Here is a 16766-nt window from a genome sequence, read left to right as displayed (position 1 = left end):
TTGTGTTGGAACATCAATGATAACAGAGATTTGTCTTGGTGTTTTTTATTTTTTCAATTAGCTGGATCTAATTGGCTAACTTGATTATAAAACGCGCGATTATTTTTCCTTTCCAGATTAACGATCAAACTGCAAAATATACTGATATCTTTCTTTATTCTAATAATTCGGTTTAACCATTCGCTTCAAAAAGTTACCACCTTTAACCAACCAATTTTGCTTTTCCATATAAACAAAATTAACTTCAGTTGTCCGGTACTGCTCATTCACTGCCAACCATACATCCAGCAGCCGCTCACTGATAAAACCATAGACTCGCGCTTCATACTGGTTGTAATCACTAATATCCAAATTTTGCTCAACTTTAGCTAAAATGTCAAATAGCCACTGGCAATATTCGTCAAATGGTTGTTGCTTCATAATAAACATATTGAACATATGCGCCGATTTACGCTGCATGACTTCATCAAAAGCGTTTAGATACATCGAATAATCCTGTTCAATAATTTTACGGGTCAAATCCAATGGTTCCGCATGATGAGCATGAACGTAATGTGAATAATTGGATTCAATATAGTAATTGCGCTTTTTAGGTAAGATAATATCATGATCTTGCAATAATGATTCTGCCTGTGCTTGATCAAGCACACTAGTCAAATCTTTTTGCTTATGCAAACTGAGATAGCGCCGATAATGCACCAAACCAATCGCATCGGCATCCAAATTACGCCACGCCCAATAAATGGCCGTCAACTCATTGTAATGAGCATTTTTAACCGAAATATTATCGCCAGTATTGTCCCCTTGAAAAGTATGATTAACATCCGGGTGTAGGTCTTTACCGACAAAAATAGGTAAGTATAAATTTTGATCTTGCGGCATAACATAGTTTTTATGTGCTGCCACCAATATTTTAATATTCATATGTATCTCCATCATTTTATTTCAAAAAAAAAGTGCTGATCAAATTCACCAGCACATTTCATGTTTTAGATTAATAGGCGCCTGTATGTTTGAATATACTAGCAATATTCATAAAAATAATCTTCAAATCAAACCACAAACTCGCATGATCAATATAATATAGCTCAACCTCACAACGTTCAGGGTACTCAATGTTACTGCGGCCACTGGCTTGCCACCAGCCCATTGCCCCTGGTGTCATTGATAACAATTTATCAACTTGATCGCCATATTCTTTCAACTCAGGTTCAACGACTGGACGTGGCCCAACTAGCGCCATATCACCTTTGAAGATGTTGATAAATTGTGGTAGTTCATCGATCGATGTTTTACGAATAAAGCGACCAAACTTGGTGATTCGTGGGTCTTCTTCTGCAGGTAACTTATAGCTGTTAGCAATGTATTTACGATACAATTCAGGATTTGCTTTTAATTTTTTGTCGGCATTGACAACCATTGAGCGGAATTTCCAGATTTTAAACGGCTTACCGTTTTTACCGATTCGTCGCTGTTTATAAATCATCGGTCCTTTATTCTCGCCAAATCGGTAAATAATCGCCATGACGAGAAAGACAGTTGGCACGAGTACAACTAAAGCCAATCCGGAAACGATAATATCGCAGGTCCGCTTGATCGCTAAATAAGTTTTCGAACGTGTTTGCATATTTTCAAGGTATTTAATTTGGTTAGACGTGAGTAGCCGTGATTGTTGCCAATTAGCCCCTACGCTTTCCTTTTTCTCCATCAATAATTATCCTCCTAAAACCGACTCATTACTAAGGTAAGGCCGTAAGCAGACGCACAGGGTGTGTTGCTTCAAATTTACAAAGTAGGTTGTTCCAACAACTCCTCGTGTAAACAACAAATGTAAGTATACTGAATTCCCGGTTCAAAAACAAGTTTACCCGTAAATCCAGCAAGATACTTGTCCCAGTATAGCAGTGTCAGCAAACCTGAGCAATATAAATCATAGTAGGTTACAGAAAACTTAGAAAACTTTAGAGCGTCCTTAATTTTCTAATTAAGTTGTTCATGTTCTTGCCAAACAACTTCCGCTTCAGCACATTTACCAGCGGTATTATTGATCAAGTGTTGGCTGGTTAGCCCGTCTAATTGATAATGGCTACTAGCAATATCTCCAGCCGTTAGTTCATGTTCATACCGAATATTAACACGAACTAAATCATGATTACTTAGATAAGCCATCCCTAAATGATCGAACATCCAGTCAAAATAATGCACGTTATTGACATGATGGTTAGCATCAATGTCGTAATACCGGACACGATATTCTTGTTGTTCGGCATTCGCTGTGTCCACGTGGTGAACTCGGGGAAAGTGTTTAATACCCTTTATTTCAGGTGCAGCATAGGGTTGTACTAACGCTGGAATTACGGACACCATACTACGGGTTTCGTAACTCATCAAGACCCATGAACTGTGAATCGTCACTAATCGTTTACCGGCAGCATCCTCAACCCAATAATCACGATAGCAAAAATATTTATTATAGCCAGTTGCTGTCGTCCCAAATATCACCGTCTCGTCAACCTGTGGCATCCGCTCAATTTCAATCTGATATTGAGTCACGACCCAACCGACATTGTAGCCATGAACGACTTCATTGGTTAAACCTAATTGATCATTCTGGCGCTCGGAAACTAGAATTGCAACATTGAGTAACATTGCCAGTGTCATTTGATTTTTGGTATCACCTTCGTAATAAGTGACTTGATGTGGTTCTGTGTAGATTGCCGCCACGTTAATTTCCCCCTATTTCATTCTAGCATAGCTGCTAACCGGTTAAAAATTTAAAACTGATGGTACGCTTTGTAAACCGTTTGTTTGGCCACATCCCGCTGTTTAGCAACCACTTTGATGGCATGCTTAGGATCACTGCCTTCACTGACTAGTTGCGCGACATAATCATGCAAATCTAAATCAGCATATGCATCATCTTCGGCTTCAGCTGGTTGTGGATTACCAGCAACTAAGATAACAAATTCGCCACGCGGCTCATGCTCGGTGAACCAAGCCAGCGCTTCAGCCAGGGTTCCACGCAAGAAACTTTCATATTTCTTAGTCACTTCACGGGCTAAAACAACCTGGCGCTGTTCTCCAAAACTTGTGGCTAAGCTAGTCAAAGTTTTCAGTAAACGATGTGGTGCCTCGTAAAAAATCATCGTTTCAGTATGATTTTTCAGCAGTGCTAATTCAGTTAATTGCTGTTGTGATTTACGTTGCAAAAAACCGTAAAAATAAAACGGTTGTGGGGCCAAACCTGAGGCAACCAAAGCGGTCAAACCGGCATTAGCTCCCGGTAGTGGGACTACTGGAATCGCCTGTTCAATCGCAGCTGCTACCAATTCTTTCCCCGGATCACTGATTGACGGCATTCCAGCATCACTAACTTGTGCTAAGGACAGCCCACTTTGCAGATGTGCCAGCAAACGTGGAATTCGTTCTTGCGTATTATGTTCATGAAAACTGATCTGTTTGGTGGTGATGTCAAAATGATTAAGTAATCGCTGCGTATTACGGGTATCTTCTGCCGCAATCAAATCCACTTGCTGCAACACTTTAATGCTGCGCATGGTTATATCGTCTAAATTCCCGATCGGCGTTGGTACTAAAAATAACGTACCTGATGTCTGAGCAGCAAAACTGCGTTGTTCCTGCATGCAATCGCTCCTATCCCACAATATTAAGATAATAAAAGTCAAATTATTTATTTCACTAAAAATTAGTAAAACTACTATTATATAAAAAAGCTGAGTCTCAAGCTCAGCTAAAAATCAATGGCGTTCACCATAGATAACGTCCAAGCAAAAAGCACACGGCTCGTCATCGATGCGCCGTGAACCATACATTAGGTAGCAAACATGGAACCCTTCTTCATACAATTTTTCCAAGTTAGCACGCGATTTCGACAATTGTGGCGTTTGCTCGTGTTGCTTTGTTGCTTGTTGGTGCTCAACTTCCTCAGACTGAATTTCCTGCAAATGTTCGCGTAAATGTTGGTTTTCGATTTCCAGTTCTGCATTGCGCTCTAAGATCTGTGTCATATCTGTCTGCATTTCATCAATACGGGCCAGCATACGCTTCATATCGGCCTCTAGTTGTACGAAACTATCGTACAGCTCCCGTTTCTCCACTTTTTGTTCACCTCTATCTCACTTAATTAGTGCTAGTTGCTTAGCCAAGTACGCTAATAAACTTTTGATGTTCGTGGCGATGACCATTCTTGTGGCAAAATTCGTGCCGCAAGAAACAGGGCTCTATCTCACTTAATTAGAATAGTTGCTTAGCAATATATTATTAATGCTGCTTGATTTCTTCTAAATCGTAGTCTACCGGCACTTCATGGCCGTCTAAACGTACACGTAGTACGTGCGATAATAAGTTCATGCCAACAACTTTACCAGGTCCATCAACGGTTTGTACGCGTTCTCCATAATCAGGTAGCGCCGCTTTTGCTTCTTCATACATGTCATCTTCAAATTGTAGACAGCACATCAAGCGACCGCAAAGCCCAGATATTTTAGTTGGATTCAACGATAAATTTTGATTTTTGGCCATTTTGATCGATACTGGCACAAATTCACCCAAAAAGGTGGAACAGCATAATTGACGACCGCACGGCCCGATACCGCCCAACAACTTTGCCTCATCACGAACACCAATTTGACGCAACTCGATTCGTGTTTTGAACACACTAGCTAAATCACGGACCAATTCACGGAAGTCCACGCGACCATCAGCTGTGAAATAGAAAATCAACTTATGTCGATCCAATGTATAGCGTGCGATGGTCAATTTCATTCGTAAATGGTGTTGCCGCACCATTTGTCTCGCTTGGTGTAAGGCAGCCTGTGCGTCCGCCTGATTGCTGACCGCGTGCGTCAAATCAGCTTCCACAGCAGTTCGCTCAACCACGATCTCATCTAAAGCAACTTCATCCGTCGTTAGCTCTTGTGCGCGCACCACTTGTGCCAGATCTTGACAATGGTTGAACTTAACCACGATCTGGCTGCCAGCTTGCACCTGCAACTGATTGACCGCCCAATGCGACTGGCCTGCCTTTTGAAACCGAATTTCCATAACTTCCATACACGCACCCCTACCTTTCTACTTCACAATTAAGGATATTTATTAGCCAAGTGCGCTAATAAATTTTGATGTTACGGACGATGGCCATTCTTGTGGCGAAAAGCGTGCCGCAAGAAACATGGCTCTACTTCACAATTAAGGACATTTACTAGCCAAGTACGCTAATAAATTTTGATGTTACGGACGATGGCCATTCTTGTGGCGAAAAGCGTGCCGCAAGAAACATGGCTCTACTTCACAATTAAGCTGGTTAACGAATAAACTGCATAATCAAATATTACTATTTTAATAGTTGCAAGGTTAAATGCTCCAATGTATTTTGAAAGCTAACATTAGCAGTTAAGTACTTTTGTGCCGCCAACGCAGCTTCCATTTGCGTTAATAATTGTTGATTAGTAACATTCTCAGCCCATTTTGATAATTGCGTCCTTTGCCCAGGAAAACTCAACTCAGTATCGCGGCCAAAATGTAATGCCAGCACATCCTGTAATAATAATAAAATCAGGGCCAGCACTTCATTTTGAATTGCTCGTTCCTTAGCTACAGGCACCAAATTAGCTTGTACATCAACAAATGCTAACGGATTATTTTCTTGCACGTGGCCAAACCACTGCCAGACTTTCTGCCGTAGCGGCTCAAACCAATCGCTGGCTAGCCATTCCTGAGCTGTAGGCAAGCTGTTAGTCAGTCGTGCCAATAACGCCGCGTCAACCGTATTGATACCTGCAGCCGTTAGTTGCGCAATTAATTGCGGCCGTGGTAAACGATTAAATTCAATAATCTGTAAGCGTGAAATAATCGTTGGTAAAATCTGATTTTTAACTGTTGTCGTCAAAATCAAGTAAGTTTGTGGTGCAGGTTCCTCAAGAAACTTCAATAAGCCATTGGCAGCGCTGACCGTCATTTTATCGGCATCTTGAATGATAAATACGCGTTGGTTAGTCTCCATACCGCTTTTGGTCAATTCTTGTTTCAAAAAGCGAATTTGCTCAATTTTTAGACTCTGTCCTTCTGGCGCCACTTTGACAACATCGGGATGATTGCCACTAAGAATTCGCTGACACTCACTACAAGTACCGTCTGGCATACCATCCACCACATGAGTACAAAATAACCGCAATGCAACCCATGTAGCCAGCTCACTTTTACCAGTTCCTGTGTCACCACTAAATAAGTAGCCTTGGCTTAACTGCTGACGCGCAATCACACTTTGAAATAGTGCTACTAAGCGCGGTTGCAGCGTTTCAATCGTCAATGTCATCGCTTAGAAACGATGAAACTGTTCGACTGGCAAAACAAAAACAGTCGCACCACCGACCTGGACCTCGACTGGATAAGTACTTTCGCCACCAACCGTGTTATCCAAGCTAACTGGTGGTGTCATAAATTGTTCGCGTGTGTGCGACGTCTCTTTGATAATCTTCAATACCTCATCCACCCGCTCATCGGCGATCCCAATGATAAAGGTTGTATTGCCAGCTTTCAAAAAACCACCAGTCGTCGATAACTTAGTGGCTTGAATATTAGCGTCAACGAACTCCGCGCTCAAGCGATTGCTATCTTTATCTTGCACAATGGCAAAAATCATTTTCATATTTAAAACTCCTCCTATATGACACGATCTGACTTGGTTAAATCGACTGCTAACCGCAGTACAACTAATTAAACCAGTCCTGATAGGTTGTTGTGATTACGGTCTGGCACGCAACAATAACTTGCTCTAATGACTGCGTTGCATCGATTGTCTTGATGCGCTGCGGATATTGTTTGGCTAATGCTAAATACTCGCCACGGACCTTTTGATGAAACGATAAAGCTTCTTGATCCAAACGATCATTTTGCGATTGTCGATGTGCCGCGATCCGCTGTAACCCTAATTCTGAAGGAACATCCAAATATAAGGTTAGATCTGGTGCCAACTGTTCAGTGGCAAACTCATTCATCTTACCCACCGCCGTCACGCCAATATCACGGCCAGCGCCTTGATAAGCTAATGAGCTGTCCACAAAACGATCGCAAAGAACCATTTTATCGGCTGCCAAGGCTGGACGAATTTTTTCAACAATATGCTGGCGTCGCGCTGCTGCGTATAGTAACGCTTCAGTCCGCTTGTCCATCGCCGTATTTTTAGGATCAAGAATAATCTGGCGAATCGCCTCTGAAATCGGATTGCCCCCTGGCTCACGTGTCACCACAATCGGTCGTCGCACAATTTGCTGCAAACGCGGCACCAACTCAGTCAAAGCACTGGTTTTGCCAGCGCCATCAGGACCTTCAAATGTAATCAATAAACCCGCCACATTAATTCCTCTATTTCTATATATACTTATTGTCGCTTAACGTTATTTTTGCGCTACTTTAATGCTTTATCCGTTATCCGGAACTAGCACTTTTCTGAATAGATCAACGTTTACTATCGTCTGATTGAACTACTTTTATTCTACTGTAAGTCTTCGTTGCTGTCTAATCGGAATTTCCCTTAATTAACGTCTTTCGACCGAAAATATCGCAAAAAAAGTCGCAACGAAAAATAAATTTCGCCACGACTTTCTAATCACCGTTTATTCTAAGAAATCATGCTCACTACGCGCCGCTCCAGGCATCAAACGATCACCTTTCGTACCGCGAATACGAGCTTCATGGTACAGAAATAAGTATTTAGCCCGTGCTAATTGCGTTTGTGAAATCAATTCTTCGTCCGCATCGTCAATTGAAATGACTGTTTCTTTAGCCCGATTCCAATCACTCATCGCTTCATAAATCGCGCTGAGCAATTTTTCATCATAACTTTTCTGCAGCTTAGAACGTTGATCCTGCTTACGCTTAAACATCTAAATACCTCTTTCCAGAGAGTGCTAAAAAAGGTACTCAGATTATGGAACATAACCTAGCTTACTAATAAGCGTAGTTATGTTGAATAATCTACCTTTTGTAGTACGTTTCCACAAAATTACTTATCCATTATTACCCATTAAAAACAGACTGTGCAATAATGTTGTTTACATTTCCTGCCGACCTTCAACTGCTTTCAGTAAGGTCATTTCATCCGCATACTCAATGTCACTACCCACTGACAAGCCATGAGCTAAACGAGTCACTTTAATCCCAGCTGGTTTGATCAGTCGTGATAAATAAGTTGCCGTGGCTTCTCCTTCAGGCGTTGCGTTAGTAGCAACGATCACTTCTTTGATCGTATCATTTTGCAGCCGCTTCAGCAAACTAGCAATATTGATATCTTCAGGTCCTTTACCTTCGATTGGTGATAAAACACCGTGCAACACATGATATAAGCCATGATATTCATGCATCCGTTCCATCGTCATAATATCTTTAGGCCCTTCGACAACTAAAACAGTACTCTGATCACGACTTTTATCGGTGCAGATCAAACAAGGATCCTCTTCTGTAATATTGCCGCAAATACTGCAGTAATGCAAATCTCGTTGTGCAGCGATCAATGCTTTGGCAAAGTCAGTGACATCATCTTGTTGCATGTCGATCGTATAAAAAGCTAACCGAGTAGCCGTTTTACTGCCAATTCCAGGCAATTTCATATAACTTTCGATCAATTTTGCAATTGGTTCAGGATATTGCATTGCAACGTTCCTTCCTAGAGTGGATTGAAAAAGCACTCAAATTATGCGGTATAGCTACCTCTGCTGTGGAGTAGTCAACGAGAAGTAAGCTCTATTTAACGAACAAGTGCTAAATCTAATACTTGCTATAGCGAGTTGCCACCAATGAGCGACAGTACTTTTTCGACCACGTTTATACTAATAAACACATCTTCATAAACTTAACTAGCCGTACCTTAAAATATATCTAAAAGCTACATTCCTGGTAAACCGCGGGTGTATTTACCCATTTTTTGTTCAGTTTCTTGATCAACCTTGGTCAATGCATTGTTAACTGCCATAATAATCAAATCTTGTAACATGTCAGGATCTTCCGGATCGATAGCTTCGGCTTTGATCTGGATATCTTGCATTTTCTTTTCGCCGTTAAAAGTCACCACAACTGCGTCATCGCTAGCAGCACCTTTAAATTCTTGCGCATTTAACTCTTCCTGTGCCTGAGCCATTTCTTTTTGTAATTTTTTCATTTGCTTCATCATACCTTGCATATTTCCGCCACGCATCATAGTTGATCATCCTTTCAAGAGATAAAATTTTAATCATTCTTAATTTCAATATTTTCACTACCAAATAGTGCTTCCGCTTGACTAACCACCGGTGCTACTTTCGTTTCAGCCGTTTGTTCTGTCGGTTGTTTGGCGCGCTGATGTTGTTGAATATAGGACTTACGTACTTGCGGCCATTCATCCTGGGGCACAAAAATGATCTTTGGCGTATAACCGACCAAACGATCCAATCCATTTTCCAACGAATCAACCATAGCCTGATTGCTATTAGCCCGATCAAGTAAAAAGTCACTATCAAAGGAAACAACGACACCATCGTGACTTGCCGCCACCGGTTTCGAAGCGTGCATTAACGCCCGATGTTGTACCGTCAGCATTTGCAATAGCTCGGCCCAAACTGACTTCAATTGTTGCAAGCTATCCTTAGTGGCATGATCCAAAATTGGATAAATTGCTGCTACATTGGTATGTTGCTTACTAGCCCGCCGTGGTGGTGTCTGCACTGGTACCGCCGGTTGTGACGTTGCAGCGCCATTAGTTTGTAAAGTAGCCAACTGCTGATGCAAAGTTTTTAACTCTTGCTGCAGTTGACTGAGTTCGGCGGTTGTTTCTGGAGTTGCAGCCGCAGCCACCGGAATCGTCGGCGTCTGACATAATTTGACTGACGCCACTTCCAAATAAATATCGGGATGATTAGTAAAGCGCAATTGCTGCTGACTATCATTCAGCACATCGATTACCCGATATAATTCATCAGCAGCAAAAGCCTGACTTAACTGCTTAAACTGATCATCGATACTACCTAATTCGATTTTCTCCACCATTGCTGGCGCCTGCTGGTAAAGCAATAGATCACGACTATATTCGATCAAATCTTCAATGAAGCGTCCCGCATCTTTGCCAGCGGCCAAAACTTGTTGCAGCAATTCCAATGCTTGCGGCGTATCGTGACTTTGAACTGCCTGCATATAATCAGCCAGCAACTGCTGTGCCGCACTACCAGTCACTTGCAACGCATTGTCCAAGGTCACGTGATTATCACTAAATGACAATACCTGATCCAGCACACTTAACGCGTCCCGCATCCCGCCTTCTGCCGCTTTGGCAATTGTTTTTAACGCTGGTTCTTCAAAGGTGATCCCCTTTTCTTGCAAAATATAACTCATACGATTGTAAATTGCCTGTGCCGAGATCCGTTGGAAATCAAACCGCTGCGTCCGCGAAATAATCGTCAATGGGACCTTATGCGGTTCTGTTGTTGCCAAAATGAAAACGACATGACTCGGTGGTTCCTCTAATGTTTTCAGTAAAGCATTGAAGGCGCCAGTTGATAGCATGTGCACTTCGTCAATAATATACACTTTGAACGGTGCACTAGTCGGCGCATACTTTGCTTTATCACGAATATCACGAATTTCGTCGACCCCATTGTTCGATGCCGCATCGATCTCGATCACATCATTTAAGGTACCAGCGGTGATCGCCTGGCAAGTCGGACATTCATTGCAGGGTTCGCCATCTTTCAAATTCGGGCAATTGATTGCCTTGGCAAAAATTTTCGCCGCCGATGTTTTACCGGTCCCTCGCGGACCAGTAAAAAGATAAGCATGGCTAGTTTGATGCGCCTCTAATGCATTACGCAATGTCTGCGTGATCGTTTCTTGTCCCACAATGTCAGCAAACCGTTGCGGCCGCCAAACTCGGTATAATGCTTGATAAGCCAACCCCATGCTTCCTTTCTACTTCACAATTAAGGTAGTTTATTAGCCAAATACGCTAATAAACTTCGATGTTACGGACGATAACCATTCTTGTGGCAAAAAACCGTACCGCAAGAATCATGGCCCTAGAGTGTCAAAAAAGCGCTCAGATTATGAAGTACTAGCCAGGCAATAAGAGACATGAAGTGACTCGTTTGGCTAGCGTAGCTATACACAATAATCTGCCTTTTTTGCACGTTTTCCCAATTAAAATGGTTCATTGATCAAATCGCCAAATCCAGCACCCATTTAACGATCAATAACCATAAAGCTCAAAATAAAAGCTCTTAGTCTATGGTCAACTAAGAGCTGTCTCAATTCAAATAAACAAAAGGCACATGACGTATCCTACTTAGTGCTGCTTTCTTCCGAACCTGACACGATTCGTAAGCACACCATTGCCTTAAGGCCTTGCGGCAATACTTATTATATTAGACCTGGCTCAAAAAAGCTAGTCCTTTACGTCATCTTTTGCTAATTTTTCTCGAGTTGCTTGTTTGGCCGCTTTTCGCTGCGCACGAATGCCACGGAAAAATTTTCGTAATTGTGCTTGGGCCTGATCGGCTAATACACCTGATTCCACAGTTGCTTGATGATTAAAGCGCGTATCCGTCAATAAATTCATAAAAGTACCGGCCGTCCCCGCCTTAGGATCAGTAGCTCCATAGTAAACCGCTGCGATCCGCGAATTAATAATTGCGCCACTGCACATCGGACATGGCTCCAATGTAACAAAAAGCGCTGCATCCTCTAAACGCCAACTTTTTAAATTTAAACAAGCTTCTTGGATCGCCAGAATTTCAGCATGGGTCGTTGCGTCTTGGGTATGCTCACGAATATTATGTCCGCGACCAATAATCTCACCCTGACGCACAACCACTGCACCGATCGGAACCTCACCAATTTGGGCCGCTGATTGTGCCTCAAATAATGCTTCACGCATATATTGTTCTTTTTCTGCTGCTGTGAATTGAACCATCAGCTCACCTCTCGCTCTACTATCTATTTAGTCTAGCATAATTCACTCAACGAAAAACTAAATAATTTCTAAAGGCTGCTTGCGTGTTGGCGCCGGAAACTCACGATCAAGCGCGGTTAATTCAGCCGTTGTCAAAATAATATCTGCAGCCGCAATATTAGCCTGCATATGCTGCCAATTACTGGTTTGCGGAATCGCCAACAGATTAGGTTGCCGTAAAGTCCAAGCCAGCAAAACTTGTTGTGCACTTAAATTATGTGCCGCTGCAACCGCTTGGACAACTGCATCATTATTGAAACGCTTATCCCCTTGTGCAACCGGTGAATAAGCGATGAACGGAATTTGTCGTTGTTGTTGCCAGGGTAAAACATCAAATTCAACCCCACGCGCACCTAAGTTATACAGATCTTCATTAGCCGCTAAGTTTTGGCCGGCATTGATCTGCTGCAACTCTAATAAATCAGCTTGATCAAAATTAGAAACTCCCCAATGACGAATTTTTCCCGCTCGCTTTAAATCTTCCAAACCAGCAACTGTTTCTGCCAACGGCACACGGCCGCGCCAATGAAGTAAGTATAAGTCTAAATAATCAGTCCCAAGACGCTGTAAACTAGCCGTTAGACTTTGCTGCATTCGCTGTTTAGTGGCATTTTGAGGATAGAATTTGGAAATAATAAAAAAATCTTGCCGTGAATAAGGTTGAATAGCCGTACCAACTAATGATTCCGAACGGCCAGAACCATACATTTCCGCTGTATCAATGACACGCAAGCCATGATCTAAACCATAGCGTAATGCCTTGATTTCAGCATCCCTTTTTGCCGCTTGATCCCCCATATGCCAAGTACCCATGCCCAATGCTGGTAGCTGTACCTGATCAAATTTAACTTGCTGCATTTAATCTCACCTCATATTGTCATAATAAATATTACAGTTATTTCAATAATAAATAGGCAGATCGCCTATTCATCACTTTGTTTTTTCTTCATATAATCACTTAGAAGTTCACGCCAATCACTGGCCTTATCTTGGAACCGTTCAGAGTAATCACTCACCCGATCACGTACATCGCCGAGCTTATCTGCCATTTGCAGTAAATGATCAATATCATCATCATTTAAACGATCAACAAAATCTAACACATGCTGATTGCCATTTAAATTATCTTTGACGTACGATTTGACCCGATTACGATTCTTATAACTCTGCAATTTATCCAATAATGCATCCGCCGCTAAATACGCGCCAGCCGCAGCTACAGCAGCTGTAACACCAATTCCAAGCAAAAGTTTTTGTCCTGTTTTCATGGGTGAGCCTCCTCGTAATAATCAGATACTTGCTATGGCTATAGTCTAACACAAAATCACATGTAACCGTATTAATTAGCTAGCCGTCGACTTTGCAAAATAAAGTAACCTTTGTTTTTAGCCAACACTGCAACGTTACCAAACACTTCTTCCATTTTCTGCTGTGCTGATGGCGCACCCTGCTTTTTCTGGATCACCACGGTTAGAACACCGTTGGGGACTAAATGTGCATGCGCACCACTTAAAATACCATGTACTACTGATTTGCCGGCTCGAATTGGCGGATTAGTTAAAATGGCCGCGTACTGTCCAGTAACAGCTGCATACTGATCTGATGAGAAAATTTTGACGTTAGTGATTTGATTGCGTGTGGCATTTTCGCGTGCTAAACTCAATGCTAATTCATTGACGTCCACCAGATCCACCTGTCGTTGTGGCTGTTCTTTCGCTAACGTCAAACCGATCGGCCCATAACCAGCACCGACATCTAACAACGGTCCCGCCGGTAAATCAGCGAAGCTAAACGTATCCAGTAATGTTCGCGTACCAAAATCAACGGTTCGCTTAGAAAAAACACCGTTATCAGTTACAAAAGTCATTGCTTGTCCCCGCAAGGTAAAGTTCCATTCTTGCTGATCATGAACCACGTCTGGATTTTTTGAATAATAATAATTTGCCAAAATTAATTTCCTTCCTGTATAGTGGCGCTACGATCTGTTTTCATCAATTTACAGCGCCAACTGCACAACAAAAGTTTTCCCGTATATAAAATTCTATGTTAAACTTATTTTAACAGAAAAATAGCGGCAAACAATCACACACCATATTTTGTGTTTAGATAATATTACAAACACAAAATATGGTGTTTTTTTATTGATTTTTTGTTAGTGAGCCTTTATACTGATAACACAAACAAAAATATAATTTAACTAATATAGATAAGGATTGAGCGTAATGAATAAACTAACTGTGTACACCAAAAATGGCTGTGTTCAATGCCGCATGACTGAACGTTTCCTGAAGGAACACAATATTCCCTTTACCGAACACAATATTGATCAAGAACCTGAATATGTTGATTATCTAAAGGAAAAGGGTTATCAAGCAACGCCAGTGGTTGAAGCACCTAATGTTAGTTTCTTTGGCTTCCGGCCTGATCAACTGCGCCAATTAGCAGTTTAGGTCATCACTCTCCGTTCTTGCTAGCACATGATCCAGCACACTCAGCTAAATCTGTTGAGTTGTCTTTGATCTTGTGCTTTTTATTTTTGGTCAAATAGTTTCCCCCAACACCCCTATAGAAAGTAGGAATCATCTTGTCTTTAAAAACGATCGATAGTCAAAATGTGTCTTATTACGCGCTAAACAATCAGATCAATATTCCCGTTGATGGTCAAATTCCTCTGAATAAGGATCAAGAAGCGTTACAAGCCTTCTTAGCGGAAAATGTTAAACCCAACACAAAAACATTTCCCAGTTTTAAAGCACGCTTAGATTACCTGCTAGAACATAATTATTTGGAAAGCGACTTTATTAGTAAATATTCGCTAACTTTTATGGAAGCACTGCACGATGAATTAGCCGCAGCTAATTTTCAGTTTAAATCATTTATGGCTGCTTATAAATTTTATGCTCAATACGCATTAAAAACTGACGATAATGCCTACTATTTGGAAAATTTCGCTGATCGCGTTCTATTCAATGCACTCTATTTTGCCGATGGCGATGAGCAAATCGCCCGCGATATTGCGAGTGAAATGATCCACCAACGATATCAGCCAGCAACCCCTAGCTTTTTGAACGCTGGTCGGGCGCGTCGTGGCGAACTAGTTTCCTGCTTCTTGCTGCAAACGACTGACGATATGAACTCAATTGGCCGCACGATCAATTCCGCTTTGCAATTATCACGTATCGGTGGCGGTGTCGGCATCACACTCTCTAATTTACGTGGCGCTGGTGACCCAATCAAACATGTCGAAGGTGCAGCGTCTGGCGTCCTACCGGTTATGAAATTATTGGAGGACTCCTTCAGTTACTCCAACCAACTAGGTCAGCGCCAAGGTGCTGGGGTCGTTTATCTAAACGTCTTCCATCCCGATATCATTGCCTTTTTAGGGGCCAAGAAAGAAAATGCTGACGAAAAATATCGTTTAAAAACGTTGTCCTTAGGTGTGATCGTCCCTGATAAGTTTTACGAATTAGCCCGACAAAATGCCGATATGTACTTATTTAGTCCTTACGATGTTGAACGTGTTTATGGCACCCCATTCTCTTATGTTGATATTACTGCGGAATACGATAATATGGTCGCTAACCCAGCAATTCATCACAAGAAAATCAAGGCCCGTGATTTAGAAAACGAAATCAGTAAGTTACAACAAGAATCTGGCTACCCTTATATTATCAACGTCGATATTGCCAATCGGGCCAACCCAATTGACGGCAAAATCATCATGAGTAATCTGTGTTCTGAAGTTTTACAAGTACAGCGACCATCGATCGTCAACAATGAACAAGGCTATGATGAACTAGGAACAGATATTAGCTGTAACTTAGGTTCAACTAACATCCCTAACTTAATGCATTCACCAGATTTTGGCCATTCTGTTAAAACGATGGTTCGTGCTTTAACTTTTGTAACTGATAATTCAAACATCGACGTGGTCCCTTCAGTACAAAACGGTAACCGCCAAGCACATACGATTGGCCTTGGTGCAATGGGCTTACACAGCTATTTTGCAAAGGAACATATGATGTATGGCGACCAAGCTAGTTTAGATTTTACTAATATTTACTTTATGCTGCTTAACTACTGGTCACTGAAAGCTTCCAATGAGATTGCCCGCGAACGTAAGGAAACTTTTGTTAACTTTGAAAAGAGTCAATACGCTGATGGCAGTTACTTTGATCAATACGTCAACCAAACTTGGCAACCGGAAACAGCTAAGGTCAAGACACTATTCAAAGATATTTTCATCCCAACGCAAGCCGACTGGCAAGCGCTAAAAGCGGACGTTATGCGCGACGGTCTTTACCACCAAAATCGTTTAGCCGTTGCCCCAAATGGTTCGATCTCTTACATTAATGATACTTCGGCTAGTTTACAGCCGATCGTTAATCGGATCGAAGACCGTCAAGAAAAGAAGATCGGCACCATTTATTATCCGGCACCTTATTTGTCCAATGATACGATGCCTTATTACACCTCGGCCTATGACATGGATATGCGCCACGTGATCGACATTTACGCCACTGCCCAACAACACGTTGACCAAGGAATGAGCATGACCTTATTTATGCGCTCGACGATTCCAACTGGCTTGTACGAATGGAAAAATGGTGAAACTGATAAAATGACTACGCGTGATCTCAATATTTTGCGTAATTATGCTTATAACAAGGGTATCAAGTCAATTTACTATATCCGCACATACACCGATGACGAAGATGAGATCGGCTCAAACGCCTGTGAAAGTTGCGTAATCTAGCATTACCGATATTGATAC

19 protein-coding genes and 1 other RNA gene are annotated in these 16766 nt (G+C 41.8%); 2 read left to right on the top strand and 18 right to left on the bottom strand.

Annotated features, from left to right (window positions below):
- Window positions 1-159: 159 nt before the first annotated feature.
- The 18 genes from LC20001_RS05520 to LC20001_RS05435 form a co-directional block, all read right to left on the bottom strand.
- The gene (locus LC20001_RS05520) at window positions 160-924 is read right to left on the bottom strand and encodes a DUF4422 domain-containing protein (protein WP_010009525.1); all 765 of its coding nucleotides are present in this window, start codon (window positions 922-924) and stop codon (window positions 160-162) included.
- A 70-nt stretch (window positions 925-994) separates the two neighbouring features.
- Window positions 995-1708, bottom strand: a complete 714-nt coding sequence (locus LC20001_RS05515) for a sugar transferase (RefSeq protein ID WP_010009524.1) — start codon at window positions 1706-1708, stop codon at window positions 995-997.
- A 272-nt stretch (window positions 1709-1980) separates the two neighbouring features.
- Complete coding sequence (locus LC20001_RS05510; protein ID WP_010009522.1) at window positions 1981-2724, bottom strand: acyl-[acyl-carrier-protein] thioesterase; 744 nt, start codon at window positions 2722-2724, stop codon at window positions 1981-1983.
- Window positions 2725-2774: 50 nt separating this feature from the next.
- Window positions 2775-3644 (bottom strand): 16S rRNA (cytidine(1402)-2'-O)-methyltransferase, encoded by an 870-nt coding sequence (gene rsmI, locus LC20001_RS05505; RefSeq protein ID WP_056943296.1) that lies wholly within the window; start codon window positions 3642-3644, stop codon window positions 2775-2777.
- Between the two features lie 114 nt (window positions 3645-3758).
- Window positions 3759-4118 carry a DNA replication initiation control protein YabA gene (locus LC20001_RS05500; protein ID WP_003678395.1) on the bottom strand — a complete coding sequence of 120 codons (360 nt, stop codon included), beginning with the start codon at window positions 4116-4118 and terminating at the stop codon, window positions 3759-3761.
- A 163-nt stretch (window positions 4119-4281) separates the two neighbouring features.
- Window positions 4282-5073, bottom strand: coding sequence for a PSP1 domain-containing protein (locus LC20001_RS05495; RefSeq protein WP_010009521.1), 792 nt, complete (start codon window positions 5071-5073; stop codon window positions 4282-4284).
- Window positions 5074-5353: 280 nt separating this feature from the next.
- Window positions 5354-6334 (bottom strand): DNA polymerase III subunit delta', encoded by a 981-nt coding sequence (gene holB, locus LC20001_RS05490; RefSeq protein ID WP_010009519.1) that lies wholly within the window; start codon window positions 6332-6334, stop codon window positions 5354-5356.
- Between the two features lie 3 nt (window positions 6335-6337).
- Window positions 6338-6667, bottom strand: a complete 330-nt coding sequence (locus tag LC20001_RS05485; protein ID WP_003678402.1) for a cyclic di-AMP receptor DarA — start codon at window positions 6665-6667, stop codon at window positions 6338-6340.
- 64 nt (window positions 6668-6731) lie between these two features.
- Entirely contained in the window at window positions 6732-7373 is a 642-nt protein-coding gene (tmk, locus tag LC20001_RS05480) for a dTMP kinase (protein ID WP_010009518.1), read from the bottom strand.
- Window positions 7374-7634: 261 nt separating this feature from the next.
- Window positions 7635-7904 (bottom strand): YaaL family protein, encoded by a 270-nt coding sequence (locus LC20001_RS05475; protein ID WP_010009517.1) that lies wholly within the window; start codon window positions 7902-7904, stop codon window positions 7635-7637.
- 168 nt (window positions 7905-8072) lie between these two features.
- Complete coding sequence (gene recR, locus LC20001_RS05470) at window positions 8073-8669, bottom strand: recombination mediator RecR (protein WP_003678406.1); 597 nt, start codon at window positions 8667-8669, stop codon at window positions 8073-8075.
- A gap of 233 nt (window positions 8670-8902) precedes the next feature.
- On the bottom strand, window positions 8903-9214 hold the full coding sequence (locus tag LC20001_RS05465; RefSeq protein WP_010009516.1) for a YbaB/EbfC family nucleoid-associated protein: 312 nt from the start codon (window positions 9212-9214) through the stop codon (window positions 8903-8905).
- 29 nt (window positions 9215-9243) lie between these two features.
- Window positions 9244-10944, bottom strand: a complete 1701-nt coding sequence (dnaX, locus tag LC20001_RS05460) for a DNA polymerase III subunit gamma/tau (protein WP_010009515.1) — start codon at window positions 10942-10944, stop codon at window positions 9244-9246.
- 353 nt (window positions 10945-11297) lie between these two features.
- An RNA gene (ffs, locus tag LC20001_RS05455) (signal recognition particle sRNA small type) lies at window positions 11298-11384 on the bottom strand.
- Window positions 11385-11425: 41 nt separating this feature from the next.
- Window positions 11426-11953 carry a tRNA adenosine(34) deaminase TadA gene (gene tadA, locus LC20001_RS05450; protein ID WP_010009511.1) on the bottom strand — a complete coding sequence of 176 codons (528 nt, stop codon included), beginning with the start codon at window positions 11951-11953 and terminating at the stop codon, window positions 11426-11428.
- A gap of 57 nt (window positions 11954-12010) precedes the next feature.
- The gene (locus LC20001_RS05445; RefSeq protein ID WP_010009509.1) at window positions 12011-12850 is read right to left on the bottom strand and encodes an aldo/keto reductase; all 840 of its coding nucleotides are present in this window, start codon (window positions 12848-12850) and stop codon (window positions 12011-12013) included.
- Window positions 12851-12915: 65 nt separating this feature from the next.
- Entirely contained in the window at window positions 12916-13260 is a 345-nt protein-coding gene (locus LC20001_RS05440) for a hypothetical protein (protein ID WP_010009508.1), read from the bottom strand.
- Between the two features lie 71 nt (window positions 13261-13331).
- The gene (locus LC20001_RS05435; RefSeq protein WP_010009507.1) at window positions 13332-13940 is read right to left on the bottom strand and encodes a class I SAM-dependent methyltransferase; all 609 of its coding nucleotides are present in this window, start codon (window positions 13938-13940) and stop codon (window positions 13332-13334) included.
- Between the two features lie 274 nt (window positions 13941-14214).
- Here LC20001_RS05435 and nrdH point away from each other — a divergent pair, with 274 nt between their 5' ends.
- Window positions 14215-14442, top strand: a complete 228-nt coding sequence (gene nrdH / locus LC20001_RS05430) for a glutaredoxin-like protein NrdH (RefSeq protein WP_010009506.1) — start codon at window positions 14215-14217, stop codon at window positions 14440-14442.
- 134 nt (window positions 14443-14576) lie between these two features.
- Window positions 14577-16748 carry a class 1b ribonucleoside-diphosphate reductase subunit alpha gene (gene nrdE, locus LC20001_RS05425; RefSeq protein WP_010009504.1) on the top strand — a complete coding sequence of 724 codons (2172 nt, stop codon included), beginning with the start codon at window positions 14577-14579 and terminating at the stop codon, window positions 16746-16748.
- Window positions 16749-16766 lie beyond the last annotated feature (18 nt).

It is taken from the genome of Loigolactobacillus coryniformis subsp. coryniformis KCTC 3167 = DSM 20001, assembly GCF_002706425.1.
Taxonomy (GTDB): domain Bacteria; phylum Bacillota; class Bacilli; order Lactobacillales; family Lactobacillaceae; genus Loigolactobacillus; species Loigolactobacillus coryniformis.
Note: the sequence above shows the minus strand (reverse complement) of the source record. Positions and strands in the feature narration are given on the sequence as shown.